The sequence below is a fragment of the Klebsiella sp. GW_Kp181 genome (assembly GCF_040062315.1).
GTDB lineage: Bacteria > Pseudomonadota > Gammaproteobacteria > Enterobacterales > Enterobacteriaceae > Klebsiella > Klebsiella oxytoca.
Genome location: NZ_JBEAFR010000076.1, coordinates 90,267 through 115,895, shown reverse-complemented (window position 1 = coordinate 115,895; position 25,629 = coordinate 90,267). Strand labels below are relative to the sequence as shown.

Sequence of the window (25,629 nt, the reverse complement as noted above, 5' to 3'; positions counted from 1 at the left end):
GGATGCGGGTATTGATCGTAAAAACCTCGTCCATGGGCGACGTGCTGCATACGCTGCCCGCGCTGAGCGACGCCGCGCTGGCCTTTCCCGGCATTCGTTTCGATTGGGTGGTTGAAGAGGGCTTCGCACAGATCCCCTCCTGGCATGAGACCGTCGACAGGGTCATTCCGGTGGCGATTCGTCGCTGGCGCAAAGCGTGGTTTTCCGCGCCCGTTAAAGCCGAACGCAAGGCATTTCGCGACGCCGTACAGGCGGAAAAATACCACGCCATCATTGATGCCCAGGGGCTGGTGAAGAGCGCCGCGCTGGTCACCCGACTGGCCCGCGGCGTTAAGCACGGTATGGACTGGCAGACCGCTCGCGAACCGCTGGCGAGCCTGTTCTATAACCGTCGCCACCATATCGCCAAACAGCAGCACGCCGTTGAGCGCACCCGCGAGCTGTTCGCTAAAAGCCTTGGCTACGCGAAGCCGGAAACCCAGGGCGACTACGCTATCGCTCGCCATTTTTTGCGCCAGGCCGACGCCTCCGCTGTGCCCTATCTGGTATTTCTCCACGCCACAACGCGGGATGATAAACACTGGCCGGAAGAGAACTGGCGAGCGCTGATCGCTCTGCTTGCCGACAGCGGCGTGCGTATCAAACTGCCGTGGGGCGCCCCCCATGAAGAAGCGCGGGCCAGACGCCTGGCGGATGGGCACGATTTTGTCGACGTCCTGCCGCGTATGAGCCTGGAGCAGGTGGCCCAGGTGCTGGCAGGCGCGCGCGGAGTGGTTTCCGTCGATACCGGACTGAGCCATCTCACCGCCGCGCTCGATAAACCGAACTTCACGCTGTACGGCCCGACCGATCCGGGGCTGATTGGCGGTTACGGTAAAAACCAGTATGTCGTGCGCCCGGAAGGCGGCAACAGCACGGGGGATATTGCCGCCTCCCGGATTCTGCAACTGTTGAAATCTCAGGAACTGGCTTAATGGGTTCATTATTTAAGCAGATCTATCGCTACACGCATCGACGAGCCTTTCGTCATAACGAAAATCTTTGGCCGTTTACCCATATCACCCGCGCGGCAAGCGGTGAAATCCGCACCCTGAAATACAAAGGGAAAGCGGTCCCGTTGGTCAACCTCAGCGAACTAAAAGATAGCGCTCAGGGCGAAGTGCTGCTGACGGCAACCGGTCCCTCTACGCGCAGTATCGATTTTACGCGGCTGCCGAAAAGCATCCCGGTGATGGGGGTGAATGGCGCGTGGCATCTCTCTGATAAAATTAAATTTTCGCTCTATACCATTGTGGACATGGAGTTTTACGATAAAAAACCGGACATTATTCGTGCGGTGATTAGCCAACCGGATATCGTACTCTTCACCACCATGCATGGCATTGCCAAAATCCTCGACCGCCACGGCTCAGCGCTTCGCTGTCGTTTGGCATTAATTGAAGACGCCTGTTATAAAATTTACCAGCCTAAAGTCCCGAGAAGCGCGATACAGCAGGTCTGGCGCGGCGTCACTGCGCTACGCTTTCATCCGCAAAGGCAGGATATTTGCTTTAGCACCGACATCCGCCATGGCATTTTTGATGCCGGTACCGTGGTCTACTGGGCTCTGCAAATTCTGATGTGGCTGGGATTTAAAACTATTCTGATAAGCGGGCTGGATATGAGCAATTTCAACCAGCCGCGATTCTACGAAACGGAACAGGATAAACTCCCCTCCTGGCTGGCAAATAAGGTGGATGACCTGGTCATGCCGTCCTTTTCGCACGCTGCCAACGTGCTGCAACAAAACCATATTCGGGTCGTTAACTTCTCCTTAGAAAGCGCGGTTCCGGAAACGATTTTCGAAAAGGTTTCATTTGATGAGTACTTTAAAAATCAGTAGTTATGCCAGACAGGGTTACACCATTTTCTTTCCTTTGTTTCTGTTTTTTAGTGCTATTTTTTGCGTATCAACTCGCGCAAATAACCTTCTTCATTTATCCATTTTGCTGTTTTTGCTTTCACAGCTGAACACAGACAACCGCCGGGCATTAGCGGAGAACCTGCGCCAGCAGTGGCCGGTCTATGGTCTGCTGGTCGTATTCTGCGTGTACTATGCGCTGAGCAATATTTGGGGCCAGACGCCGCAGCATATCGATTCCCCTCTGACCCACGGCACCTATACCATTTTCTATCTTCTGCTGCTGACAACGCTACTTGGTCATTCTCGCACCCGGCATCTGACGCTGCTGAGCATCGTGGCCGGGATCACGGTGCTGTCTATCTGGACGATGGTTATCGACTTCACCCTGGTCCTCAAGGAGCGCCTGGTGTCGCCGGATAATCCCGGCCCGACCAACGTTATCGACCTGGCGGGTTATTGCGGTATTGGGGTTCTTATTTGCGCCATGCTGCTGAAAGAAAAAGGCAGCCACCTTCTGTATGTGCCGATGGCTATCATGCTGGTGATGCTATTTCTGACCCAAAGCCGCGGCCCGATTATCGCCCTACTGGTGGCGTTTGTTTGCACCCTGCATCTGCACGTCTTTACCCGCCGTAATATCTTGATTGTCGCCGCGTTAGCGATGATTCTGGGACTGCTTTTCTTCTTCACCCCCACCGGAGACCTGCTACTGGCGCGCTTTGAGGAGCTGGGGACGCAAAGCGGTTTGCGCATCAGCATCTGGCATCATACGATCGAGGAAGTGGCCAGCCAGCCGTGGCTGGGGCGAGGTTTTGACTACGAGCTGAACTTTACCAACTACAGCGGCGAACATATCACCACCACCCACAGCGTCTATCTTGGCGCCCTGCTGAAAGGCGGCATCATTGGTCTGGCGCTGCTGTTGGCGGTGATTGCCGGAGGGCTATGGCAGGCATGGCGCAAACAGCAGGATGGCCGCTACGGACTGGCGATTTTTATCTATGCGCTGATTTTTATGGCTTCGCAGGGCATGTTTATCATCAGCAATCCTCGCGAAACCTGGCCGCTGTTTTGGCTACCGCTGGGTATTGCGCTGAGCGGCAGCCTGAAGGCGAAACGCTAAGCAAAGGGCCCGTTACGGGCCTTTTTTATGTCTGCTCGCGAGAGGCAACCAGGTCGTCCGCCTGCGCTTTAATCACCGGCCAGACGGCGTCAATCGTCATGTCGGCGACGTGGGTCTCTTCACAGACAATCTGTCTGGCCTTGTCATAACCCGGCGCCCAAATAGTATAGCCCGGCAAACCGGTATCTTTGAGCTTACGTTTGTTGTAAACCGCCACCATGGGCTTGTCGAACGCGCGGGCAATATGCACGATGGCGGTATCCGCCGTAATCACCAGATCGCACTGGCGAACGATCTCTACCGCTGAATTAATATTGCTATCAGGCAGATATAGCGCTTTATCCAGATTTAGCTGGCGAATTTTTTCGCTATGCCCAACCATGACGACGCTCACGGCATACGGAAGCGTATGCAGGCGGTCAATCAGAGTCGCCACCTGGTGATGACAAAAGTCTTTATCCGTTGAAGCGGTAAACGGGTTGATCGCAATACAGAGCGCGCGCGCTTTTTCCTGATTAAGTAAAAGCTTAACCCTTTCCCGTTCGTGAAGATCGCCGGGCAGATGATAGTGGTAACGATCGTGTTCTATACCAAATAGCCTGGCCACTTCTTTGTAGCGGGCGGAAATATGCCTGGCGCTGTCAAAAAAAGGGATGGAGTGATCGTAAAGCTTATATTCTTGTTTATTAAAACCAATAACGCAGCCAGGCCGCAAATCAGAGAGCAGTTTAAAACGTTCGTAGGTTTTAACATCATCAAAATCAACGACCGCGTCAAATCCCACCGCACGCAGCGCATTTAAGGGCATCCGCGGCTGATATAAATAGACCTGCTCAAGAAAATCCGCACCGGCAAGCATCTGTTTACAGACAGGCCCGGTAAGAACAGACACCTTATAGCCCCGGTCGGCCAAAAGCTTTGCGCAGCCGGTCGTCACGACCATATCCCCGACTTTGTCATCCAGGCGCAATAATAAAACATGCTGAATCTTCGCGGGATTAAAAGGCTGGCGTGCGCTTTTATTTCTGTAACGATAGTTAATCAAATTAAATTTAATTTCGCGGAAGAAGGCATTTTTCTTCCGCGTGAACTGCTTCACGATACGCATACGGTACCTGGTTGTGATCTTTTATCGCTGTGCGCGTTTCTGTTGGTAATATTCCGCCAACGTCATTCCCTTCACCTGCGGTGCCAGCCAGCTGAAAAAAGCGTCCAGATCGGCATATAAGCGCTCAATATCCTGCTCGTTTTTAAACGTCGGGCTGCCGCCAGGCATATACTCAGAAGAGTGGAGCATATATTCGACGTAGTCATTACCCTGAGTCAACGTTTGTTCGACCACTTTTTTCATCGTCTCCACGTTGCCGCCCATCGGACGCAGCCAGTGTACCGACGGCGAGCGGACTTTGCCGCGCAGGCGATCGTAACCCTGCTTCAGGCTATTCATCCACGCAGAATGCTTGTACTGAATGCTCATTGGCACTTCCAGCAGCGACGACTGGCCTTCACGACGAATATCGTTCTCGTCGAGAAAGTAGGCGTGCTGCGGGAAGTGACGATAATCGGTACCGCCGTCGCCCTGCGGCGCGCCTTTCGCCGTTTTCCAGTTCACCCTGGGAGTAACCGAGCAATCGACCAGATAGCCATACTCCACCAGCAGACGCGCGTAGCGCTCGTCAAACGCCCAGCGTCCGGCGCGATGGCTGACCATTTTAGTCTGGAAGGTATCCTCCAGCAGACGGGTCATATAGTCGACTTTGGCACGCATCGCCGCATCGCTGTACTCGATCAGATACGGTTTATGCCGCCAGTCGTCATCGGTAAGCGGGTCGGTCGGTGGGCTGTTCCAGGCATGCAGATGCATGCCGATTTCCGCCGTCCCCCGGGCAATCACATCTTTGGCGAATTCGATATAAACCGGGTCGATGGCCATTTCATAGTTGGTCAAATAAACCGGTTTGAAGCCATACTTTTCGCAAAGCTGCTGAAAACGCGGTAAATAGCGCGCATTCTCGGTGGTGATGCTGTCATGTTTTTGCCAGAGGTTATCGCCCTCTGTATCAATCGTGATGAGAAATGCGGGTTTGTGCACGAAAACGTCCTCAGGCCATACGTATCGGGTCATGGTAGAGCAAGACAAGGCTTCTCTCAATCTATCTGATCCCCTAGAATCGGAGCCCTGACCCTGAATGAAGAACAGAGAATGACGCCTGAAACCCGCACTTCCGGCCGCGTGAACCCGGCGCGAATCCTGGTTATTAAGCTTCGCCATCATGGCGATATGTTATTGATAACGCCGCTTATTCACTCGCTAAAACAGCAATACCCCGCCGCCTGCGTGGATGTGCTGCTTTATGAAGAAACCCGGGATATGCTCGCAGCGAATACTGAGATCCGCCATATTTATGGTATCGATCGGCGCTGGAAAAAACAGGGCACCGGCCATCAGCTCAAGATGGAATGGCAGCTGATCCGTACGCTCCGCCAGCAGCGCTACGATATGGTGCTCAATCTTGCCGATCAGTGGCCCAGCGCGATTATCACTAAACTGACCGGGGCGACCACCCGCATCGGCTTTGACTTTCCGAAGCGTCGTCATCCGGCCTGGCGTTTTTGCCATACCGCCCTCGCCTCAACCGAGCTGCACAACCAGCTGCATACCGTACAGCAGAATCTGTCGATTCTGGCGCCGCTTGGGCTGGATATTGATGATGCGCCGGCAACGATGGGCTACAGCGAACAGGACTGGCTCGCCAGCCGCGCGCTGCTGCCGGAAGGATTTCAGGACAACTATATCGTCATTCAGCCGACCTCCCGCTGGTTCTTTAAATGCTGGCGCGAAGCGCGGATGAGCGCCCTGATAAACGCGCTTTCTGAGGCAGGCTATCCGGTCGTGCTGACCTCCGGCCCCGACGCCAAAGAGAAGCAGATGATCGACGCGATTATGACGGGCTGTCCCAATGCTCGCCTGTACTCCCTCGCCGGGCAGCTCACCCTGCGCCAGCTGGCGTCTCTCATCGACCATGCCCGCCTGTTTATCGGCGTCGACTCCGTGCCGATGCATATGGCCGCCGCGCTGGGCACACCGCTGGTGGCGCTATTCGGCCCCTCCAAGCTCACTTTCTGGCGTCCATGGCAGGCGCAGGGTGAGGTAATTTGGGCGGGTGATTTCGGCTCGATTCCCGATCCTGACGACATAGATACCAACACCGAGGAACGCTATCTCGATTTAATCCCCACCGACGCGGTTATCGCGGCGGCGAAAAAGGTACTGGCATGAGTAAATTCAGGCTGGCTCTGGTACGCCAGAAGTATCGCCCGGACGGCGGTGCGGAACGATTTGTCTCCCGCGCGCTGGAGGCCCTCGACGACAGCGACCTTGAGCTGAACGTCATCACCCGCGAGTGGCAGGGGCCGGTGAAGCCCGAGTGGAACATCCACATCTGCAACCCGCGCAAGTGGGGACGGATCAGCCGCGAGCGTGGGTTTGCCGACGCCGCCCGCCAGCTGTGGCAGCGCGAAGCCTTCGATCTGGTACAAAGCCATGAGCGTATCCCCGGCTGCGACCTGTACCGCGCCGGAGACGGCGTACACCGCCGCTGGCTGCAGCAGCGCTCGCGCATTTTGCCCGGCTGGAAAAGCCGCCTGCTGTTTGCCGACCGCTACCATCGCTATGTAATGCAGGCCGAGCGCGAAATGTACCAGGACTCGCACCTGCGCGGCGTTATCTGCAACGCGGAGATGATTAAACGCGAGATTATTGCAGACTTCGGCCTGCCGGCGGAAAAAATCCACGTTATCTATAACGCCATCGATAACCAGCGTTTTCTGCCGCCGACGGAAGCGGCCTTTGTCGCGCTGCGTACCAAATGGAATCTGCCGCTCCAGGCGACCTGCCTGATTTACGTCGGCTCCGGCTTTGAGCGCAAGGGGCTGGATGCGGCGATCCGCGCCATTGCGCCGACCAACCGCTACCTGCTGGTAGTGGGCAAAGATAAAGAGCAAAGTCGTTATCAGCAGCTGGCGAAAACGCTGAACTGCGAGGAGCGGGTGCGCTTTTTCGGCATGCAGTCGGAAACCCTGCCGTTCTATCAGATGGCCGACGGCCTGCTGCTGCCGACGCTGTACGACCCGTTCCCCAACGTTATTCTCGAAGCGATGGCCTGCGGCCTGCCGGTCATTACCACTACCGGCTGCGGCGGCGCGGAGTTTATTGTTCAGGGCAGCAATGGCTACGTTTGCGATGCGCTGGATATCCAGGCGCTGCAGGAGTCGGTTAGCGCCCTTCCCGCCCGGGCGTTAGGCTCCGCGGAAGGCGAACGCGCCCGCGAGCGCATCATGGCCTGCACCAGCGAACGCCTCTCGGCGCAGCTGCTCTCCCTTTATCAGGATTTGGTGAAATAACGATGCGCATATTGTTTGTTATCGACGGCCTGCCCGGCGGCGGCGCGGAAAAAGTCGTGCTGACGCTGGCGGCGCACTTTCTCAGCCAGGGGGAACAGGTATCGCTTTTTTCCCTGCGCGACGTCTGCGATTATCCGCTGCCGGAAGGACTGGATTATCAGGTCATCGCCGACCGCTGCCGCAAACCGTGGCGCAAACTGACGGAACTCTCCCGGCGCGCGCGCCAGCTTGATGCGGCCATCGATAGCGCAGAACGGCAGGGCCGCTTCGATCTGGTGCTCTCGAATCTGCATAAAACTGACCGCATTGTCTCCCGCAGCCGCCTGCTGAACGGGCGAAACGTCTGGTATTGCCTGCACGGCGTATTCTCTACTTCCTATCTCGGCCATCGCACCGGTTTTGACCGCTGGCTGAAGCAGCAGAAGATCGGACGCGTTTACCAGGGACGCAACGTCGTCTCCGTCTCCGATGCGGTAGGTCAAGATCTGGTCGAGCAGTTCGCCATTCGCCCGGCCCAGCTGAAAACCATCTATAACCCGTTTGATATCGCCGCGCTGCGCGCAGCGGCTGAAGAGCCCAGCCAGCGACCCGACGGCGACTATATTATTCACGTGGGCCGCTTTCATCCCGGTAAACGCCACGACCGCCTGATTGAGGCGTATGCGCAAAGCGGTATCGATGCGCCGCTGGTACTGCTGGGACAGGGAAAACCGGAACAAGAGCAGCGCCTGCGCCAGCTGGCGCAGCAGCTACAGGTTGCCGATCGCGTCCTGTTTAAAGGCTTCCAGAAAAATCCGCTGCCGTGGATCAAAGGCGCGCGGATGCTGGTCCTGAGCTCCGATAGCGAAGGTTTTGGCAACGTGGTGGTTGAAGCGCTGCTGCTGGATACGCCGGTCGCCAGCACCCGCTGCCCGGGCGGCGTGACCGAGATCCTCACCGGCGAGCTGTCGCGCGGCCTGGCCGATCTCAACAGCCCGGCGCTGGCTCAGACGATGCAAAGCATTTACCATAGCCCCCCAGCCATCGACGCCTCGGCGCTGGAGAAATTCAGCGTGGCATCGATTTGTCAGCAGTATCGTCAGCTGCGCAGCGCCTGACGCCGTTATTCAACCAGGATCGAATGATTTATGAGTCAAACGCCTTTACTAAGCATCGTAGCCGCCGTCTATAACGGCGAAAAATTCCTTGCGCAATTCTTTGAGTGCCTTGAGCAACAGCAGCTGGAAAGCTATGAACTGATCCTGGTGAACGACGGGTCGACGGACGGTAGCCTTGCGGTTATCGACCAGTGGAAAGAGCGCCTGCAAAACGTGCTCGTACTGGAACAGGAAAACCAGGGCGTGTCGGTGGCGCGCAATACCGGGCTCGCCGCGGCGACCGGTAAATACCTGACCTTTCCGGATATCGACGATAAGCTTTACCCGGGCATGTACCGTACGCTTCTGGAAATGGCGGAAAAGGGCAATCTTGACGTCGCCACCTGCAACGGCCGCTACGTCTACGAGACGAAAAAAGATATCCATCCTATTTTCCCGCTGGACCGGCTACAGTCGACCGGCGTTTTGCCCGGCCACGTCTGGTTAAAACAGGCGCTGGATTCTCGTAAGTTCCTGCATGTCACCTGGCTCAATATTTACCGCCGCGAGTTTATCGCGGATCACCGCTTCCATTTTGAGCCGGGCCTGCGTCATCAGGATATTCCCTGGACCACGGAAGTGCTGCTGGCGGCAGAACGCGTGCAGTACACCAGCGAGCAGTTCTACGATTACTACATCCATTCGGAATCGGTGTCGCATAAGCCGGACAATGACGATACGCTGATGCGTTCAGCGCGCCACTATATGAAGATTCTTGAGATGCTGGACGCCATCAACCAGCGCTATCCGGACAAGGTTCGCAATATTTCCGCCTGCCGCTGGCAGATCGCTAAAGAGGGGCTGGGAATTATTCATACCTTCGATAGCATGAAAGATGAGTCAAAAAAGCATATTATCATTAAAGAGTTCTTTGACCGCGGTATCTGGAGCCTGATCTGGAAAAATGCCCATACGTTCCGTCTACGCTGGCGTCTTGGACGCCGCTATCTGCGCATCAAGCGCTATCGCGACGCGGCTTAATACTGAATCCCTTAGTTTCCGCCAAAGAGATAGCTTTACGCGGGTTAAATGCTTAGAATTTGCCCGCAAAAACATAAATACGGATAAATCGCTTGGAATTGCTTTATACCGCCCTACTTTACCTCATTCAGCCGCTGGTGTGGCTGCGACTGCTGTTACGCAGCCGTAAGGCCCCTGCCTATCGTAAACGCTGGAAGGAACGTTATGGCTTCTGCCAGAACAAGGTAGAACCGGGTGGCATCCTGCTGCATTCCGTTTCCGTGGGTGAAACGCTGGCGGCTATCCCGCTGGTGCGCGCGCTACGCCACCGCTACCCCTATCTGCCGATCACCGTCACGACCATGACGCCAACCGGCTCCGAACGCGCGATGTCCGCTTTCGGTAAAGACGTCCATCACGTCTATCTGCCTTACGATCTTCCCGGCGCAATGAACCGCTTCTTCAATACCGTTCAGCCAAAGCTGGTTATCGTCATGGAAACCGAACTGTGGCCGAACATGGTCGCCACGCTGCATAAACGCAAAATTCCGCTGGTTATCGCCAACGCCCGGCTGTCCGAACGCTCGGCGAAAGGCTATGCCAAACTGGGCAAATTTATGCGTCGGCTGCTGAGCCGCATTACCCTTATCGCCGCACAGAATGAAGAAGACGCCAGCCGCTTTATCGCCCTTGGCCTGAAACGCAATCAACTGGCGGTCACCGGCAGCCTGAAGTTTGATATTTCAGTCACGCCGGAGCTGGCCGCTCGCGCTATCACCCTGCGTCGCCAGTGGGCGCCGCACCGCCAGGTATGGATTGCCACCAGCACCCACGACGGCGAAGAGCAAGTCATTCTTCAGGCGCATAAAAAGCTGCTGGAGCGCTTCCCCAACCTGCTGCTGATCCTTGTCCCGCGCCACCCGGAGCGCTTCGGCGACGCCCGCGAGATGGTGCAGAAAGCGGGAATGAGCTACACCCTGCGCAGTACCGGCGAAATCCCGTCGAACAGTACCCAGGTGGTGATTGGCGATACCATGGGTGAGCTGATGCTGCTGTACGGCATTGCCGACCTCGCGTTTGTCGGCGGTAGCCTGGTGGAGCGCGGCGGTCATAACCCGCTGGAGCCCGCTGCTCATGCGATACCGGTACTGATGGGCCCGCACACCTTTAACTTCAAAGATATCTGCGCCAAGCTGCAGCAGGACGATGGACTGATTACCGTCACCGACGCCGACTCGCTGGTGACGGAGGTGTCAAACCTGCTGACCGATGAAGATTACCGTCTGTGGTATGGTCGTCACGCGGTGGAAGTCCTGCACCAAAACCAGGGCGCGCTCTCCCGTCTGCTACAGTTACTCCAACCCTATCTGCCGCAGCGGAGCCACTAATGTCGCCTCGACTCTCGGTCGTGATGATCGCCAAAAACGCGGCGGATCTGCTGCCTGATTGTCTGGCGTCGGTAAGCTGGGCCGATGAGATAGTGCTGCTGGATTCCGGCAGCAGCGACAACACCGTAGAATTAGCCCGCAGCATGGGCGTTCAGGTGCATGTCAATCGCGACTGGCAGGGCTACGGTATTCAACGCCAGCGCGCCCAGGACTACGCCACCTGCGATTACGTGCTGATGATCGATACCGACGAGCGCGTCACTCCGGAGCTTGCGCAGTCTATCCGCAGCGTGCTGGCCGCGCCGCAAACCGGCGCAATATACAGCATTGCCCGGCGCAACTATTTTCTTGGCCGCTTTATGCGCCACAGCGGCTGGTATCCCGATCGCGTGATGCGCTTGTACGAACGCGGCCGCTACCGCTATAACGATAATCTGGTCCACGAATCTCTCGATGCCCGAGGCGCGCCGGTTATCGAGCTCGCGGGCGATCTGCTGCATCTGACCTGCCGTGATTTCTCCGGCTTTCAGCAAAAGCAGCTGGCCTACGCCGCCGCCTGGGCGCAGGAGCGCCATCAGAGAGGCAAAAAGACCTCGCTGGCCGCTATCTTCGGCCATACGCTGGGCGCCTTTGTGAAAACGCTGCTGCTGCGCGGCGGCATTCTGGATGGGAAACAAGGCTGGCTACTGGCGGTGGTCAACGCGCAATACACGTTTAATAAATACACCGAGCTGTGGGCCCTGAGCCGCGGCTACTCGGAGAAAGTGTCATTATGAGCACAAAAGCGATCTATCCGGGAACCTTCGACCCTATCACCAACGGCCATATCGATATCGTCACTCGCGCGGCCAGCATGTTCGATAAGGTGCTGTTGGCTATCGCCGCCAGCCCGAGCAAAAAGCCGATGTTCACTCTCGACGAGCGCATCGCGCTGGCCACCCAGGCAACGGCGCATCTGGTCAACGTTGAGGTTATTGGCTTCAGCGATTTAATGGCCAATTTTGCCCGCGCGCAGCAGGCGAACATTTTAATTCGCGGCCTGCGGGCGGTGGCGGATTTTGAATATGAGATGCAGCTGGCCCATATGAACCGTCATTTAATGCCGACGCTGGAGAGCGTGTTTCTGATGCCGTGCAAAGAGTGGTCGTTTATCTCCTCTTCGCTGGTAAAAGAAGTGGCGCGCCACCAGGGCGACGTCTCCCACTTTCTGCCGGCAAACGTTCACCAGGCGCTGCTGAAGAAGCTGTAATCCTGCGCCATCGGGTCTCTTCCCGCAGGCGATGCTGCGCATCTGTCCGGGCTACCCAATCAAATCGCACGGACGCGTAGCCCGGCTAAGCGCAGCGCGAGCCGGGTTCACCGCAACCACCGCATATTATTTCTGGCACTGGCGACAATAAAACGTCGCCCGCTGGGCGTGTTTACTGCCGATAACCGGCGTCCCGCAAATGCGGCACGGCTCGCCCTTGCGGCCATACACCTGCAGCTCCTGGGCAAAATAACCCGGTTTACCGTCGCTTTGCAGGAAATCTTTCAGCGTCGTCCCACCCTGTTCAATGGAGCGCAGCAGGACCAGCTTAATCACTTTCACCAGCTGTTCGCACTCCTCGCGCGACAGCGAAGAGGCCAGCCTGTCGGGGTGAATACCCGCCGAAAATAGCGATTCGCTGGCGTAGATATTACCCACGCCGACCACCAGCTTGTTATCCATTAGCCAGGGCTTGATCGCAGTTTTCTTCTTCGCGCATTTCTGCTGGAGATAATCGGCGTTGAACTCATCGCTCAGCGGCTCCGGCCCCAGATGCGCCAGCACCGGATGCCCTTCCAGCTCTTTAGTCCACAGCCAGGCGCCAAAGCGTCGCGGATCGGTATAGCGCAGGACCTTGCCGTTACTCATCACCAGGTCCACGTGGTCGTGTTTTTCCGCCGGCAGATCTCCGCTGAGGATACGCAGGCTTCCCGACATGCCGAGATGGACGATAATCCAGCCGTCGGGCAGTTCGAGCAGCAGATATTTAGCGCGGCGGCGCACGCTGAGCACAGGAACGTCGCTCAGGCGATAGATCTCTTCGGAAACCGGCCAGCGCAGGCGCCCGTTGCGCACAACGGCGTGCAGGATGGTCGCACCAACCAGGTGAGGCTCAATGCCGCGGCGGCTGGTTTCTACTTCAGGTAATTCAGGCATTTTTTTCTCGAACAAAAACGGCTGGATGCTCTATCTTACCGCGTTCAGCGACGAGGTTCAGGGCAATTATTGTTCAGCTTGCTCTTCCGCCTGCCACAGGAGGGCTAAACTCCCGCCAGCGCCGACGGTGGCGTCGTTTTAATAACAAAAAACCCCGCCGAGGCGGGGTTTTTCTTTACAAGGAACCTAAAATTATTTGATTTTAGCTTCTTTGTATAAAACGTGCTGACGGACAACTGGATCGAACTTTTTCAGTTCCAGTTTTTCCGGCTTAGTACGCTTGTTCTTCGTGGTGGTATAGAAGTGACCAGTACCAGCAGAAGAAACCAGCTTGATTTTCTCACGAATACCTTTAGCCATGATTTATTTCCTCTAAGTACTTAGTACTTTTCGCCACGGGCACGCAGTTCGGACAGAACTGTATCGATGCCTTTCTTATCAATAACACGCATACCTTTAGCAGATACGCGCAGGGTGACAAAACGCTTCTCGCTCTCAACCCAGAAACGGTGAGAGTGCAGGTTCGGCAGGAAACGGCGTTTAGTCGCGTTCAGTGCGTGGGAACGGTTGTTACCGGTCACCGGACGCTTGCCAGTAACTTGGCAGACTCGGGACATGTCTATTCTCCAAAAATCAAATTAGCTCGAGCTTCGTATGGGGTATTGGCGCCTCGTCAGGCTTTACAGCCCGGTCATCGCATAGTTCTATTGAACTCTCGATTGCCAGGCCCAAATGCCAAACCCGAGATTCTCAAAGGTGGCGTAGTATACGCTGACTCTGCGATGTGCTCAAGTCCCGAACAGACAAAGATCCCGATGGATCGCATGATCGGGGCTAAATCCAGCCGCGTTCAGCAAAAGATACGTACGCTCCGCGGCCGATAACAAGGTGATCGAGCACACGTATATCCATGAATCGACAACATTTTATCACTCTTTCGGTAATCAATCTGTCGGCCTTACTCGGCTCAGGACTTCCGGATGGATGATTATGTGCCAGGATCACCGCGGCGGCGTTCACTTTGATGGCTTCGCGTACGATTTCTCGCGGATGCACCTCAACGTGGCTAAGAGTACCAGAAAAAAGTCGGCTATGTTTCAATACCCGGTTCTGATTGTCTAAAAAGATCACCATGAAGATCTCGCGCTCTTCGTCGGCCAGCTGGCTTTGCAGAAACTCCCGCGTCATCGACGGGGTGACCAATGAGGGCTCTTCCGTCATCCGCAGGCTGAAATAGCGTCGCGCCAGTTCAGCAATCCCTTTTAGCTGCGCATATTTCGCCAGACCAATGCCTTCAATCTCAGCGAACTGTGACTCTTCCGCCGAAAGCAGGCCGTACAGCGAGCCAAATCGCTGCAGCAGCTCTCGCGAAAATGTCATCACGTCCTGCGTGCGCGTACCGGTACGTAAAAACAGCGCTAACAGCTCGATATCCGATAAAACTTCGATACCGTAACGCTGCATCTTTTCCCTCGGCATGAGGGTTTCCTGTATCTCCATCGCGGCCTCTCCTTCCCACTCCCCGCTATCCTGACACAGCCTTTTTGCGCCGCCGACAGGCAAGTTTTATCCCTGCGTAGCGCCTCGCAAAGTGGATCGCCACCAGGCACACGATGCCGTGAGGATTGTGATAAGATGCGCGAATTCTGGTGTACCGCAACAGGAAAAAATCATGATGAGTCTGGCTGGTAAAAAGATCGTTCTCGGCGTGAGCGGCGGCATTGCTGCCTATAAAACGCCGGAACTGGTGCGCCGCCTGCGCGACCGCGGCGCGGATGTCCGCGTCGCCATGACGGAAGCCGCTAAAGCCTTCATTACGCCATTAAGTTTACAGGCGGTATCGGGTTATCCGGTTTCCGACAGCCTGCTCGACCCGGCCGCCGAAGCCGCAATGGGCCACATTGAGCTGGGGAAATGGGCCGATCTGGTTATTCTCGCTCCGGCGACCGCCGATTTAATCGCCCGAGTCGCGGCAGGCATGGCTAACGATCTCGTCTCGACGATTTGCCTGGCGACGCCGTCGCCCGTCGCGGTCGTGCCCGCCATGAATCAGCAAATGTATCGCGCCGCCGCCACCCAGCATAATCTTGAGGTGATTGCCTCGCGCGGTTTGCTGGTCTGGGGCCCGGACAGCGGCAGCCAGGCCTGCGGCGATGTTGGGCCGGGGCGGATGCTGGACCCGCTGACCATTGTGGATATGGCCGCGCAGCACTTCTCTCCTGTCAAAGATTTGCAACATCTCAGCATCATGATTACCGCGGGCCCAACCCGCGAGCCGCTGGATCCGGTGCGTTATATCACTAACCACAGTTCTGGTAAGATGGGCTTCGCGATTGCCGCCGCCGCCGCGCGTCGCGGGGCAAACGTCACGCTGGTAAGCGGCCCGGTTTCTCTACCTACGCCGCCGTTTGTACAAAGAATTGATGTCACCACGGCGCTGGAAATGGAAGCCGCGGTGCAAAACGGCGCCTCACGGCAGCATATTTTTATTGGCTGCGCAGCGGTCGCCGACTACCGTGCGGTCACCATTGCCGAAGAAAAAATCAAAAAACAAGGTGATGAACTCACCCTGAAAATGGTTAAAAATCCGGATATCGTCGCAGGGGTCGCCGCGCTTAAGGCCAACCGCCCTTACGTCGTTGGGTTTGCCGCCGAAACGAATAATGTGGAAGAATACGCACGGCAAAAGCGAGCCCGCAAAAATCTTGATCTGATCTGCGCTAATGATGTTTCACAGCCAAATCAGGGATTTAACAGCGACAGCAATGCATTACACCTTTTCTGGCAGGAGGGAGATAAGCGCTTACCACTTGAGCGCAAGGAACTCCTGGGCCAATTATTACTCGACGAGATCGTGACCCGTTATGATGAAAAAAATCGACGTTAAGATTCTGGACCCGCGCGTTGGTCAGCAATTTCCGCTGCCGACCTATGCCACCTCCGGTTCCGCCGGACTTGACCTGCGAGCCTGTCTCGATGACGCCGTAGAGCTGGCGCCTGGCGCTACGCTCCTCGTGCCAACTGGCCTGGCGATTCATATTGCCGATCCGTCTCTGGCAGCAGTGATTCTCCCGCGCTCCGGGCTGGGTCATAAACACGGCGTCGTCCTGGGTAACCTGGTCGGCCTGATTGATTCCGACTATCAGGGTCAGCTGATGGTTTCCGTCTGGAACCGCGGTCAGCAGAGCTTCACCATCGAACCCGGCGAGCGTCTCGCGCAAATGGTGTTCGTGCCCGTTGTACAGGCGGAATTTAACCTGGTGGAAGAGTTTGACGCCACCGATCGCGGCGAAGGCGGCTTCGGTCACTCAGGGCGTAAATAAGCCCGGCAATAGACAAAAATCTTCGGGGCGTCGCCGATTAACGGGCAGTCCCAAAGATGAAGTGGAACCTGCATCGCAAAGCGCACTAATGCAATAACATCACCGCAGGCAACAGCTTGCGGTCGCTTTGTGGATGCCTGCCTGACAAGTGCTTTTTTTCAGGGGTATTTTAAAACATGGCAGAAAAACAAACTGCGAAAAGGAATCGTCGCGAAGAAATACTTCAATCTCTGGCGCTAATGCTCGAATCCAGCGACGGGAGTCAGCGTATCACCACGGCGAAGCTGGCGGCCTCCGTTGGCGTATCCGAAGCGGCTCTGTATCGGCATTTCCCGAGCAAGACCCGCATGTTTGATAGCCTGATTGAGTTTATCGAAGACAGCCTGATTACGCGCATCAATTTGATTTTAAAAGATGAAAAAGACACCACCGCGCGCCTGCGTCTGATTGTGTTGTTGATTCTGGGGTTTGGCGAGCGTAATCCTGGGCTGACAAGAATTCTGACCGGCCACGCGCTGATGTTTGAACAGGACCGGCTTCAGGATCGCATAAACCAGCTTTTCGAGCGTATTGAAGTCCAGCTGCGTCAGGTGATGCGTGAAAAGAAAATGCGTGAAGGTGAAGGCTACTCCGTCGATGAAGCCCTGCTGGCCAGCCAGCTGTTGGCATTCTGCGAAGGGATGCTGTCGCGCTTTGTGCGCAGCGAGTTTAAATATCGCCCGACGGACGATTTTGACGCCCGCTGGCCGCTGGTCGCCGCCCAGCTGAAGTAACCCTCTCCTGTCTCTATGCAGCCCGAAAGGCTGCATCTCTCTTTTTTGATTATTCTGGGATAACGCCCAGAACAATTCGTAGAACTGCCAGATGTTTTCGGCTCTCGCTCTCTCATACCATCCTTTGATTGTATCTTTGCAATGGATAAGGAGAGGGCTGATGGCGACATCACGACGGGAATTGCTCAAACTGGGCGGTCTGGCAACCGCATCACTCGTGCTTAGTCAAAAAAGCTTCGCGGCCTGGGCGCCATCTGCACGTTATCCCGATCCGCGTATTATGGCGGTGGATGATAGCTTTCGCCGCTATATGCTTGCCAGCGCAAAAGTGGAGCAGATCGCCACCGGCTTTCGTTGGGCGGAAGGGCCGGTATGGTTTGGCGATACGCGTATGCTGCTCTGGAGCGATATTCCTGACAACGTCATTATGCGCTGGGATGAGGCCACCGGCGCTACCAGCGTATTTCGCCAACCGGCAAACTACGCGAACGGCCACGCCCGCGATCGGCAGGGACGGCTCATCAGCTGCGAACACGATACCCGACGAATTACCCGCACTGAATATGACGGTAGCATCACCGTACTGGCGGATAACTTCGAAGGCAAACCGCTGAACTCGCCAAACGACATCGTCGTGAGGTCAGACGGCAGCATCTGGTTCACCGATCCGCCTTTCGGTATCAGCGGATTCTATGAAGGGCATAAGGCCACGCCGCAGCTGCCGCAAAACGTTTATCGACTGGACCCGGAAAGCCGTAAACTGAGCGTCGTGCTGGGCGACGTCAAGGGGCCAAACGGCCTCTGTTTTTCCGCCGATGAAAAAACGCTCTACGTGGTGGAAAGCCGCGCTACCCCAAACCGGCTTATCCTGGCGTGGGATGTTGTCGATAACACATTGAAAAACAAAAGAGTGCATATTGACTGCGGTAACGGAACCGCTGACGGCATCGCCTGCGACATGGACGGGAACCTGTGGTGCGGGTGGGGTACGGGCAGCGAAGAGCTGGACGGCGTCCGCGTCTTCAATCCGCAGGGGAAAAACATCGGTATTATTCAGTTACCGGAACGCTGCGCCAACCTGTGCTTCGGCGGTGAACAGCGCAACCGCCTGTTTATGGCATCCAGCACGTCCATCTATTCGCTCTACGTCAATGCGCAAGGCGCAAAGCTGGTCTGAAAATATGCCCGGCGGACGTTGCCGGCCGGGCTGATATTTACACCCCGTACGCTTCGCGATAGGCGCGAACGGCTGCCAGATGTTCAGCCATTTCCGGCTTCTCTTCCAGATAGCTGATCAGGTCTTTCAGCGTCACGATGGAAATCACTTTACAGCTGTAGTCGCGCTCAACTTCCTGAATCGCTGAGATTTCGCCGCGTCCGCGTTCCTGACGATCCAGAGAGATCAGTACGCCGGCTAACTCGGCGCCGTTGGCCTGAATAATTTCCATCGATTCCCGAATCGCGGTGCCTGCGGTGATAACATCATCTACCAGCATCACGCGGCCCTGCAGCGCGCTCCCCACCAGATTTCCACCTTCGCCGTGGGTCTTTGCCTCTTTGCGGTTAAAGCAGTAAGGCAGATCGCGGTCATGATGTTCCGCCAGCGCGACCGCCGTGGTAGTGGCGATAGGGATGCCTTTGTAGGCCGGGCCAAACAGCAGGTCAAAATCAATCCCGGAATCCACCAGCGCTTCGGCATAAAAACGGCCTAACAGTGCCAGATCGCGCCCGGTATTAAACAGGCCGGCGTTGAAGAAATAGGGACTCTTGCGCCCGGATTTCAGCGTAAACTCGCCAAACTTAAGTACCTGCTTGTTAAGCGCAAACTCAATAAACTGGCGCTGATACGGTTTCATGGATTCGCTCCTCATCTTACTTTTCTACGGACAAAAAAAAGGCGACTTCTCAGTCGCCTTAAAAACTAGTTTTGCAACGCCGCCTTCTGCGTCGTGACAATGGATTCGATGCCCCCTCGGGCCAATGCCAGCAGGGTAAGGAGCTCTTCATGGGTGAACGGTTCGCCTTCTGCCGTACCCTGCACCTCAATGATGCGACCATCTTCGGTCATCACCACGTTCATATCGGTTTCCGCCGCGGAATCCTCAACGTATTCCAGATCGCAAATCGCTTCGCCATTCACGATCCCTACGGAGACTGCCGCCACCATTCCTTTCATCGGGTTAGTTTTCAGCTTACCGGCCGCAACCAGCTTATTCAGCGCATCCGCCAGCGCCACGCAGGCTCCGGTAATCGATGCAGTACGGGTGCCGCCGTCGGCCTGCAGCACGTCGCAGTCCAGAGTAATGGTGAATTCGCCCAGCGCTTTCAGGTCAACTGCCGCGCGCAGCGCACGCGCGATCAGGCGCTGGATTTCCATGGTGCGGCCGCCCTGTTTACCTTTGGCGGCTTCACGCGCGTTACGCGTGTGTGTAGAACGCGGCAGCATGCCGTATTCGGCAGTGATCCATCCCTGCCCCTGGCCTTTCAGAAAGCGCGGCACGCCTTCATCAATAGAAGCGGTGCACAATACTTTCGTGTCACCAAATTCGACCAGCACGGAGCCTTCTGCGTGTTTTGTGTAGTTACGGGTCAGGGTTACTGGACGCACTTGATTAGCGCTACGGCCTGCTGGACGCATGATGTTCTCCGGCTTGAAACGAATGTGGCTGCGCATTATACGGATAATGCGCGCTTATTCCTATCCTGATAAGGTCGCGAAAGCTATAATCCACCCCACTCTCCTTTAAAAACAGGAACGTCTATGATCCGCAGTATGACCGCCTACGCCCGGCGTGAAATCAAGGGTGAATGGGGTAGCGCCGCGTGGGAACTGCGCTCGGTAAACCAACGATATCTGGAAACTTACTTCCGCCTGCCGGAGCAGTTCCGTAGCCTGGAGCCCGTGGTGCGTGAACGTATTCGCTCCCGTCTGACCCGCGGTAAAGTCGAATGCACCCTGCGTTTTGAGCAGGACCCGAGCGCACAGGGCGAGCTGATTCTCAACGAAAAGCTGGCAAAGCAGCTGGTTAATGCCGCCAACTGGGTAAAAATGCAGAGCGACGAGGGCGAAATTAATCCGGTGGATATTCTGCGCTGGCCCGGCGTAATGTCGGCTCATGAGCAGGATCTGGACGCCATTGCCGCCGAAATCCTGGGCGCGTTGAACGGCGCGCTGGACGACTTTATCGTCGCCCGTGAAACCGAAGGCCAGGCGTTGAAAGCGCTTATTGAGCAGCGCCTGGACGGGGTCACCGCCGAAGTGGCTAAAGTACGCGCCCACATGCCGGAAATTTTACAGTGGCAGCGCGAGCGTCTGGTTTCCAAACTGGAAGACGCCGAAGTGCAGCTGGAAAATAACCGCCTTGAGCAGGAGCTGGTGCTGATGGCGCAGCGTATTGACGTTGCCGAGGAGCTGGATCGCCTGGAAGCGCATGTGAAAGAGACGTGGAATATCCTGAAGAAGAAAGAAGCGGTCGGTCGCCGCCTCGACTTTATGATGCAGGAGTTCAACCGCGAGTCGAACACGCTGGCGTCTAAATCGATTAATGCCGAAGTGACGAACTCCGCCATTGAACTGAAAGTGCTAATCGAACAAATGCGCGAGCAGATCCAAAATATCGAGTAACGATGACTCGCCCCCGCAAATCGTTTTTGAACAAAAGGTCATGGTAAATCATGGCCTTTTATTTTCGCTGCGTTTCAGAAGGAATCGTTCTTATCCAATATCCGGCAGGTTAAAAATGCCCCTGCCGCGCACAGCAGCGTGGGGGCCAGATAGCTGTGATCCATATGGGTGAATTCCATCACCAGCGCCACCGCCGTTATCGGCATCTGCATGGATGCGGCGAGAAACGCCGCCGCGCCAACCAGCGCAAAACTGCCGTAATCTCCGCCGGGAAGCAGCTGTTGCCAGAGCATACACAGCAGCAGGCTGGCCAAGCCGCCTACCGCCAGCCCCGGCGTCAGCAGGCCGCCTTCCGCACCGCCGCGCAGCACCGCCAGAATCACCACCATCTTCAGCACCAGCAGCATCGCCGCCCCGGGGAAACCCAGTGCATCGCTGAGAGCCAGCTGCATAGGTCCTTTACCGTTTCCCGGAAGCTGGGGGAAATAGAGGCTGAGGGCGGCAAGCAGAGAAAACGCCAGCAGACAGAAAACCGGCATCTGCCAGTTGCTTCGGACGTGCGAACGAGCGGTACTGGTCGCTTTGCGAAAGAGCCAGGCCCCGGCGCCGAGAATGGGGCCAGAGATAATCGCCCACCAGAGAAATGAATGCGGCAGGATGTCGGAAGTAAAATGGTATTGCGACTCATCGCCTAAGCCGAGGGTAGCCGTCCACGCGGCAATCGCCGATGTGATGATAGCCGCCAGCGTTTTTTCCCAGCTAAACGACAGCAGCATCACCTCAAGGCTGAATAACGCGCCGGCCAGCGGGACGTTATACACCGCCGCCAGACCCGCACCTGCGCCGCAGGCAATCAGCGTTCGGCTTTCATCTTCCAGCAGACCCAGCTTACGCGCCACCATCCCTGCCCCCAGCGCGCCCATTTCCCGCGGCGCGACTTCGCGACCAAGGGGTGAGCCCAGCGCCACGGTGACGATCTGCAACAGGGCATGAATCGTGGTGGTACCCGCAGGCATTGGCACGGAAGGATTGGCCACCGCTGACGCAATTGAAACCCGCTTCTGCCCATATCGCCCAAGCAGCCACCAGCCAAACCCGGCGACTGCACCGCCGGCGACGATTGCCATGATCCGACGCGACCAGGACGAATCCGTGACGCCCTGTAAAAATGACTCTGAGCCAACGAGCTGGCCGTGGCTGTAGCCAAACGCCAGGTGCTGAATCGCGTGTAAAATCAGCGCCAGAACCATGCCTGACAGGCCAGCCAGTATCCCCGTCAGCACAACGGCAAGCAGGCGGATGAGATAGTTTTTATTGTCAGCGGCGGCAGTCATTTTCTCAGACCTTGAAGGAGGAAACTAAAAGGATAAAAGCCCAGAGTTAAACATTAAGTATTCATACCGCTTTCAATATAGATGCGCATAAAAGGTTTAGTCATTATTTTTTCTAATCAATGGATGAAGAAACAGCAATTAAATAACCATTAAATAAAGCCAATATAAGCACATCTCGCATTAGTTTAATCTGGTTAAATGCGAATGCTTTAGAAAATCTCAGTCGTGATCCTGAGCACAAATCGTTAACCTTCCGCCATCATCGTGGGGGATTTATGCTGCTTCATATTCTTTATCTGATTGGGATCACGGCGGAAGCTATGACCGGCGCGCTGGCTGCCGGGCGCCGCCGTATGGATACGTTTGGCGTGATTATCATTGCGACAGCGACCGCCCTCGGAGGCGGTTCGGTGCGCGATATTCTGCTTGGTCACTATCCGCTTGGCTGGGTACAACACCCCGAGTACGTCATTATTGTTGCCGTTGCTGCGGTCCTCACCACGATTGCCGCGCCGGTCATGCCGCACCTGCGCCGTCTGTTTCTGGTACTTGATGCGCTCGGCCTGGTGGTGTTCTCAATTATTGGCGCCCAGATCGCGCTGGATATGGGCCAGGGCCCGGTAATCGCCTCCATTGCCGCGGTCATCACCGGCGTCTTTGGCGGCGTGCTGCGTGATATGTTCTGCAAGCGTATCCCGCTGGTGTTCCAGAAAGAGCTGTACGCCGGAGTATCGTTCGCTGCCGCGATTTTATATATCGCGCTTCAGCATTACGTCAGCAGTCACGATGTAGTCGTCATTTCCACCCTGCTGTTCGGCTTTACTGCTCGTATGCTGGCGCTGCGCTGGAAGCTGGGCCTGCCGGTATTTAACTACAACCACAGCGCGCATTAATACTTTCAGAACCCCGGAATGCGTTGCCCGCTCAGCCACTTCGCCAGCGCGGCAACATCCGGGTGATGTAAGAACGTCACCAGCTGCCGCGCCCTTTCAGCCCCGACGCCCGGCAGCCGTTGCCACTGCTCTTCGTTTCGATCCTGCATCTGCCGCCAGCTGTCCTCCTCCAGTCTGACAAAAGCCGTCTTCGGTATGGGCACTCCCATCGCCTGGATCCAGCGTAGAAAAGGCCGTTCGCGCGCAAGATTGAACTGATGCCACAGCCGCTGCCCGCGCTGCGCGGAGATACCTGGTATGGCTTGCAGCTGTTCCGGCGTAAAAGCCAGCCATGAAAAGAGATGCTCCATGCCGCGGGCATCGTGCAGTGTCCGCCACAGCGTCTCTCCCGCCCCGTCAATGTTGAGAATCGATCGGGATGAGAGCCAGACCAGCCGCGAGAGAAACTGCTCCGCGCACTCTGGCGTGGCGAAATAGCAGGTTAAGGCATTGTACCGTGCCGCCGGCGGCTGGGGTTTATTACGCTGCGCCGTGCGCCAGACGACCGAATCGATGCGCGGAATTCCCTGCCCGGCAAGGCTGATTTGCAGCTGATCGCCAATACCGATATCCAGAGTGGACCAGCGGGATACCGAGCCGACGTTCACCCGCTGCACGCGCTTATCGTCCAGCAGCTGCGGCTCCAGATGCGCCACTACCGCTATTTTACCGCTACGCCCGATGCTGAAGCTGATACCGCGAACCTCCATAACCCGTGAGGCAGGAGGATATTTCCAGGCGATAACCCAATCACCCTGTCCCGGTACCCAGAAGCGCCCGGCTGACTCTTTTCCCCGCCGCACCACTACGCCATCGCTGGCAAAAGGCAGCGGCGAAGTAAACCAACGCTGGCGCCACTGTTCCACCTGCTGCGCATTCGCGACAGGATGCGAAAAGCGCGCGCTGTAAACAAAGCCGCCCTGCCGCAGCAGCGCCAGCCGCTGTTGCATCTCCTGCGGACCATCGGGCCATGCCCAGATAAAGATGCCCAGTTGATTAAGTTCCGCCGCAGCCTGCTGGCGCATCATCATGCCGGCCACCTTTGCGCGCGCGTTCATGCCCCCCATCTGCTTTTGCACATGCCCCGCGCGAAGCAGGAACAGTTCTCCCTGCAGAACGCTATTGGCCAGTGCACCGTCAGAGACTTTAGGCACTGAGGGGATCTGTAAAACCCTGGCCGTCCAGTCTTCTCCGGCCAGACCATTCCCCCGGCTTATTGCCTGCACCAGGCGCCCCTGTCGATAGACCAGAGTCACTGCGACGCCATCGACTTTAGGCTGTACCCACAGGCCGGATTGACCGCGCATCCAGCGCGCCACCGCAGCGCGGTCCGGCAGTTTACGCACGCCGGTGTGCGCCACCGGATGCCTGACATCCCCCCTCAGCGGCGGAAGAGCATCGTGAGCGGGAGCCTCGCCGGTGAAGCAGCGCCGCCAGAACGCCAGCCGCTCCGCCAGTTGGTCATAGACTTCATCGCTAACCGCACTGTTCCCCTGCTGCCAGTAGGCGTTTTTCCATTCCGTTATCTGCTGGCTGAGGCGTTCCATTTCCTGTTCGGCCCTCGCCTGCGGCCACGCGGGGCAGGCTGCCTGCGCGTATCCCACCAGCATCCACAGCACCAGCGCCTGGATTCCTTTTTGCATCGCGATGCCCTCCTGATTATTCGCCGGGAATTGTGCCGCAGGCGTATTTTCATCGGCGATAGGGGATTTTTAAGGCTGCGAGCAGACGTCCAGGTTTTCTATGTTGTTTCTGCAATGCCCGGAGAAATCAGGGAAACGGCAAGCAAAATGAAAGAAAAAATGCAAAAAGTGTGACAGGGACTGCGTCACGCAGCGGCGGCGTGTATAATAGGCTCGTATGTAAGCTCTATTTCGACCATCACATACAAAAGACACTCATGGCTCAAGGCACGCTTTATATTGTTTCCGCCCCTAGCGGCGCGGGTAAATCCAGCCTGATTCAGGCTTTATTAAAAACCCAACCGTTGTACGACTCTCAGGTTTCTGTTTCGCATACCACACGCGCTCCGCGCCCGGGTGAAGTGCACGGTGAACACTATTTCTTTGTCAATCACGACGAATTCAGGACGATGATTGGCGAAGACGCTTTTCTTGAACATGCAGAAGTCTTTGGCAACTATTACGGCACCTCGCGCGAAGCTATCGAGCAGGTACTGGCGACCGGCGTCGACGTCTTCCTTGATATCGACTGGCAGGGCGCACAGCAAATCCGCAACAGAATGCCCGGCGCACGCAGCATTTTTATTCTGCCGCCGTCAAAAGATGAGCTTGATCGTCGCCTGCGCGGCCGCGGTCAGGATAGCGAAGAGGTTATCGCGAAACGTATGGCGCAGGCAGTTGCAGAAATGAGCCATTACGCGGAATATGATTACCTGATTGTGAATGATGATTTTGATACCGCGCTGAGCGATCTGAAAATTATTATTCGCGCCGAACGTCTGCGCATGAGCCGCCAAAAGCAGCGACATGGCGCTTTAATCACCAAACTGTTGGCAGACTGAACCCACATTCAGTATCATG

At 56.3% G+C, this 25,629-nt stretch carries 27 protein-coding genes; 17 read left to right on the top strand and 10 right to left on the bottom strand.

Annotated features, from left to right (window positions below; all coding sequences use genetic code 11):
- Positions 1–2: 2 nt before the first annotated feature.
- Genes rfaC through ABLV11_RS20445 form a run of 3 tightly spaced genes read left to right on the top strand, consistent with a single transcriptional unit; the run spans position 3 to position 3,026 of the window.
- Positions 3–974, top strand: coding sequence for a lipopolysaccharide heptosyltransferase RfaC (rfaC, locus tag ABLV11_RS20455; protein ID WP_070556415.1), 972 nt, complete (start codon positions 3–5; stop codon positions 972–974).
- A complete protein-coding gene (locus ABLV11_RS20450) occupies positions 974–1,882 on the top strand; it encodes a hypothetical protein (protein ID WP_004106872.1) in 909 nt (302 codons plus the stop codon). The genes rfaC and ABLV11_RS20450 overlap by 1 nt, the downstream gene beginning before the upstream one ends.
- A complete protein-coding gene (locus ABLV11_RS20445; RefSeq protein ID WP_023321773.1) occupies positions 1,860–3,026 on the top strand; it encodes an O-antigen ligase family protein in 1,167 nt (388 codons plus the stop codon). The genes ABLV11_RS20450 and ABLV11_RS20445 overlap by 23 nt, the downstream gene beginning before the upstream one ends.
- A gap of 25 nt (positions 3,027–3,051) precedes the next feature.
- On the opposite strand, the gene ABLV11_RS20440 is transcribed toward ABLV11_RS20445, so the two are convergent.
- Positions 3,052–4,134, bottom strand: a complete 1,083-nt coding sequence (locus tag ABLV11_RS20440; protein WP_023321774.1) for a glycosyltransferase family 9 protein — start codon at positions 4,132–4,134, stop codon at positions 3,052–3,054.
- 21 nt (positions 4,135–4,155) lie between these two features.
- A complete protein-coding gene (locus tag ABLV11_RS20435; protein WP_023321775.1) occupies positions 4,156–5,118 on the bottom strand; it encodes a polysaccharide deacetylase family protein in 963 nt (320 codons plus the stop codon).
- Between the two features lie 111 nt (positions 5,119–5,229).
- Here ABLV11_RS20435 and rfaQ point away from each other — a divergent pair, with 111 nt between their 5' ends.
- The 7 genes from rfaQ to coaD all read left to right on the top strand — a co-directional run bounded on the left by rfaQ (position 5,230) and on the right by coaD (position 12,163).
- A complete protein-coding gene (rfaQ, locus tag ABLV11_RS20430) occupies positions 5,230–6,306 on the top strand; it encodes a putative lipopolysaccharide heptosyltransferase III (RefSeq protein ID WP_126488030.1) in 1,077 nt (358 codons plus the stop codon).
- Positions 6,303–7,430 carry a glycosyltransferase family 4 protein gene (locus tag ABLV11_RS20425; RefSeq protein ID WP_049593706.1) on the top strand — a complete coding sequence of 376 codons (1,128 nt, stop codon included), beginning with the start codon at positions 6,303–6,305 and terminating at the stop codon, positions 7,428–7,430. The genes rfaQ and ABLV11_RS20425 overlap by 4 nt, the downstream gene beginning before the upstream one ends.
- Positions 7,431–7,432: 2 nt before the next feature.
- Positions 7,433–8,527 (top strand): glycosyltransferase, encoded by a 1,095-nt coding sequence (locus ABLV11_RS20420; RefSeq protein WP_053064480.1) that lies wholly within the window; start codon positions 7,433–7,435, stop codon positions 8,525–8,527.
- Between the two features lie 30 nt (positions 8,528–8,557).
- A complete protein-coding gene (locus tag ABLV11_RS20415) occupies positions 8,558–9,547 on the top strand; it encodes a glycosyltransferase (RefSeq protein ID WP_004106893.1) in 990 nt (329 codons plus the stop codon).
- A 92-nt stretch (positions 9,548–9,639) separates the two neighbouring features.
- Positions 9,640–10,914, top strand: a complete 1,275-nt coding sequence (gene waaA / locus ABLV11_RS20410; RefSeq protein WP_126488028.1) for a lipid IV(A) 3-deoxy-D-manno-octulosonic acid transferase — start codon at positions 9,640–9,642, stop codon at positions 10,912–10,914.
- Positions 10,914–11,690 carry a glycosyltransferase family 2 protein gene (locus tag ABLV11_RS20405; RefSeq protein ID WP_126488026.1) on the top strand — a complete coding sequence of 259 codons (777 nt, stop codon included), beginning with the start codon at positions 10,914–10,916 and terminating at the stop codon, positions 11,688–11,690. Before waaA ends, ABLV11_RS20405 begins: the two co-directional genes overlap by 1 nt.
- A complete protein-coding gene (gene coaD / locus ABLV11_RS20400) occupies positions 11,687–12,163 on the top strand; it encodes a pantetheine-phosphate adenylyltransferase (protein WP_004106901.1) in 477 nt (158 codons plus the stop codon). Before ABLV11_RS20405 ends, coaD begins: the two co-directional genes overlap by 4 nt.
- A gap of 126 nt (positions 12,164–12,289) precedes the next feature.
- On the opposite strand, the gene mutM is transcribed toward coaD, so the two are convergent.
- The 4 genes from mutM to radC form a co-directional block, all read right to left on the bottom strand.
- The gene (gene mutM / locus ABLV11_RS20395; protein WP_004116441.1) at positions 12,290–13,099 is read right to left on the bottom strand and encodes a bifunctional DNA-formamidopyrimidine glycosylase/DNA-(apurinic or apyrimidinic site) lyase; all 810 of its coding nucleotides are present in this window, start codon (positions 13,097–13,099) and stop codon (positions 12,290–12,292) included.
- 192 nt (positions 13,100–13,291) lie between these two features.
- Complete coding sequence (rpmG, locus tag ABLV11_RS20390; RefSeq protein ID WP_003024094.1) at positions 13,292–13,459, bottom strand: 50S ribosomal protein L33; 168 nt, start codon at positions 13,457–13,459, stop codon at positions 13,292–13,294.
- A gap of 20 nt (positions 13,460–13,479) precedes the next feature.
- Positions 13,480–13,716 carry a 50S ribosomal protein L28 gene (rpmB, locus tag ABLV11_RS20385; protein WP_002436699.1) on the bottom strand — a complete coding sequence of 79 codons (237 nt, stop codon included), beginning with the start codon at positions 13,714–13,716 and terminating at the stop codon, positions 13,480–13,482.
- 217 nt (positions 13,717–13,933) lie between these two features.
- Positions 13,934–14,599 (bottom strand): DNA repair protein RadC, encoded by a 666-nt coding sequence (radC, locus tag ABLV11_RS20380; RefSeq protein WP_004106905.1) that lies wholly within the window; start codon positions 14,597–14,599, stop codon positions 13,934–13,936.
- Between the two features lie 175 nt (positions 14,600–14,774).
- Here radC and coaBC point away from each other — a divergent pair, with 175 nt between their 5' ends.
- From coaBC to ABLV11_RS20360, 4 genes are all read left to right on the top strand, one after another.
- Positions 14,775–15,986 carry a bifunctional phosphopantothenoylcysteine decarboxylase/phosphopantothenate--cysteine ligase CoaBC gene (gene coaBC, locus ABLV11_RS20375; protein ID WP_032727074.1) on the top strand — a complete coding sequence of 404 codons (1,212 nt, stop codon included), beginning with the start codon at positions 14,775–14,777 and terminating at the stop codon, positions 15,984–15,986.
- Positions 15,964–16,422 carry a dUTP diphosphatase gene (dut, locus tag ABLV11_RS20370; RefSeq protein ID WP_004106909.1) on the top strand — a complete coding sequence of 153 codons (459 nt, stop codon included), beginning with the start codon at positions 15,964–15,966 and terminating at the stop codon, positions 16,420–16,422. The genes coaBC and dut overlap by 23 nt, the downstream gene beginning before the upstream one ends.
- Positions 16,423–16,598: 176 nt before the next feature.
- A complete protein-coding gene (slmA, locus tag ABLV11_RS20365; RefSeq protein WP_004106912.1) occupies positions 16,599–17,195 on the top strand; it encodes a nucleoid occlusion factor SlmA in 597 nt (198 codons plus the stop codon).
- A gap of 160 nt (positions 17,196–17,355) precedes the next feature.
- Positions 17,356–18,372 (top strand): SMP-30/gluconolactonase/LRE family protein, encoded by a 1,017-nt coding sequence (locus ABLV11_RS20360; protein WP_004106915.1) that lies wholly within the window; start codon positions 17,356–17,358, stop codon positions 18,370–18,372.
- 37 nt (positions 18,373–18,409) lie between these two features.
- On the opposite strand, the gene pyrE is transcribed toward ABLV11_RS20360, so the two are convergent.
- Together pyrE and rph are read right to left on the bottom strand one after the other, a co-directional pair.
- On the bottom strand, positions 18,410–19,051 hold the full coding sequence (gene pyrE, locus ABLV11_RS20355; RefSeq protein WP_004106918.1) for an orotate phosphoribosyltransferase: 642 nt from the start codon (positions 19,049–19,051) through the stop codon (positions 18,410–18,412).
- A 65-nt stretch (positions 19,052–19,116) separates the two neighbouring features.
- Entirely contained in the window at positions 19,117–19,833 is a 717-nt protein-coding gene (gene rph / locus ABLV11_RS20350) for a ribonuclease PH (protein ID WP_004106921.1), read from the bottom strand.
- A 123-nt stretch (positions 19,834–19,956) separates the two neighbouring features.
- Between rph and ABLV11_RS20345 the strand changes: the two genes are divergently transcribed.
- A complete protein-coding gene (locus ABLV11_RS20345; RefSeq protein WP_004106922.1) occupies positions 19,957–20,820 on the top strand; it encodes a YicC/YloC family endoribonuclease in 864 nt (287 codons plus the stop codon).
- A gap of 74 nt (positions 20,821–20,894) precedes the next feature.
- Here the strand turns inward: ABLV11_RS20345 and ABLV11_RS20340 are convergent, their stop codons facing one another.
- The gene (locus ABLV11_RS20340) at positions 20,895–22,154 is read right to left on the bottom strand and encodes a chloride channel protein (protein WP_070556432.1); all 1,260 of its coding nucleotides are present in this window, start codon (positions 22,152–22,154) and stop codon (positions 20,895–20,897) included.
- Between the two features lie 275 nt (positions 22,155–22,429).
- Between ABLV11_RS20340 and ABLV11_RS20335 the strand changes: the two genes are divergently transcribed.
- The gene (locus tag ABLV11_RS20335; protein WP_004106924.1) at positions 22,430–23,047 is read left to right on the top strand and encodes a trimeric intracellular cation channel family protein; all 618 of its coding nucleotides are present in this window, start codon (positions 22,430–22,432) and stop codon (positions 23,045–23,047) included.
- 5 nt (positions 23,048–23,052) lie between these two features.
- On the opposite strand, the gene ligB is transcribed toward ABLV11_RS20335, so the two are convergent.
- On the bottom strand, positions 23,053–24,729 hold the full coding sequence (gene ligB, locus ABLV11_RS20330) for an NAD-dependent DNA ligase LigB (RefSeq protein ID WP_004106925.1): 1,677 nt from the start codon (positions 24,727–24,729) through the stop codon (positions 23,053–23,055).
- Positions 24,730–24,986: 257 nt separating this feature from the next.
- Here ligB and gmk point away from each other — a divergent pair, with 257 nt between their 5' ends.
- Entirely contained in the window at positions 24,987–25,610 is a 624-nt protein-coding gene (gene gmk, locus ABLV11_RS20325; protein ID WP_004106926.1) for a guanylate kinase, read from the top strand.
- Positions 25,611–25,629: the final 19 nt, after the last annotated feature.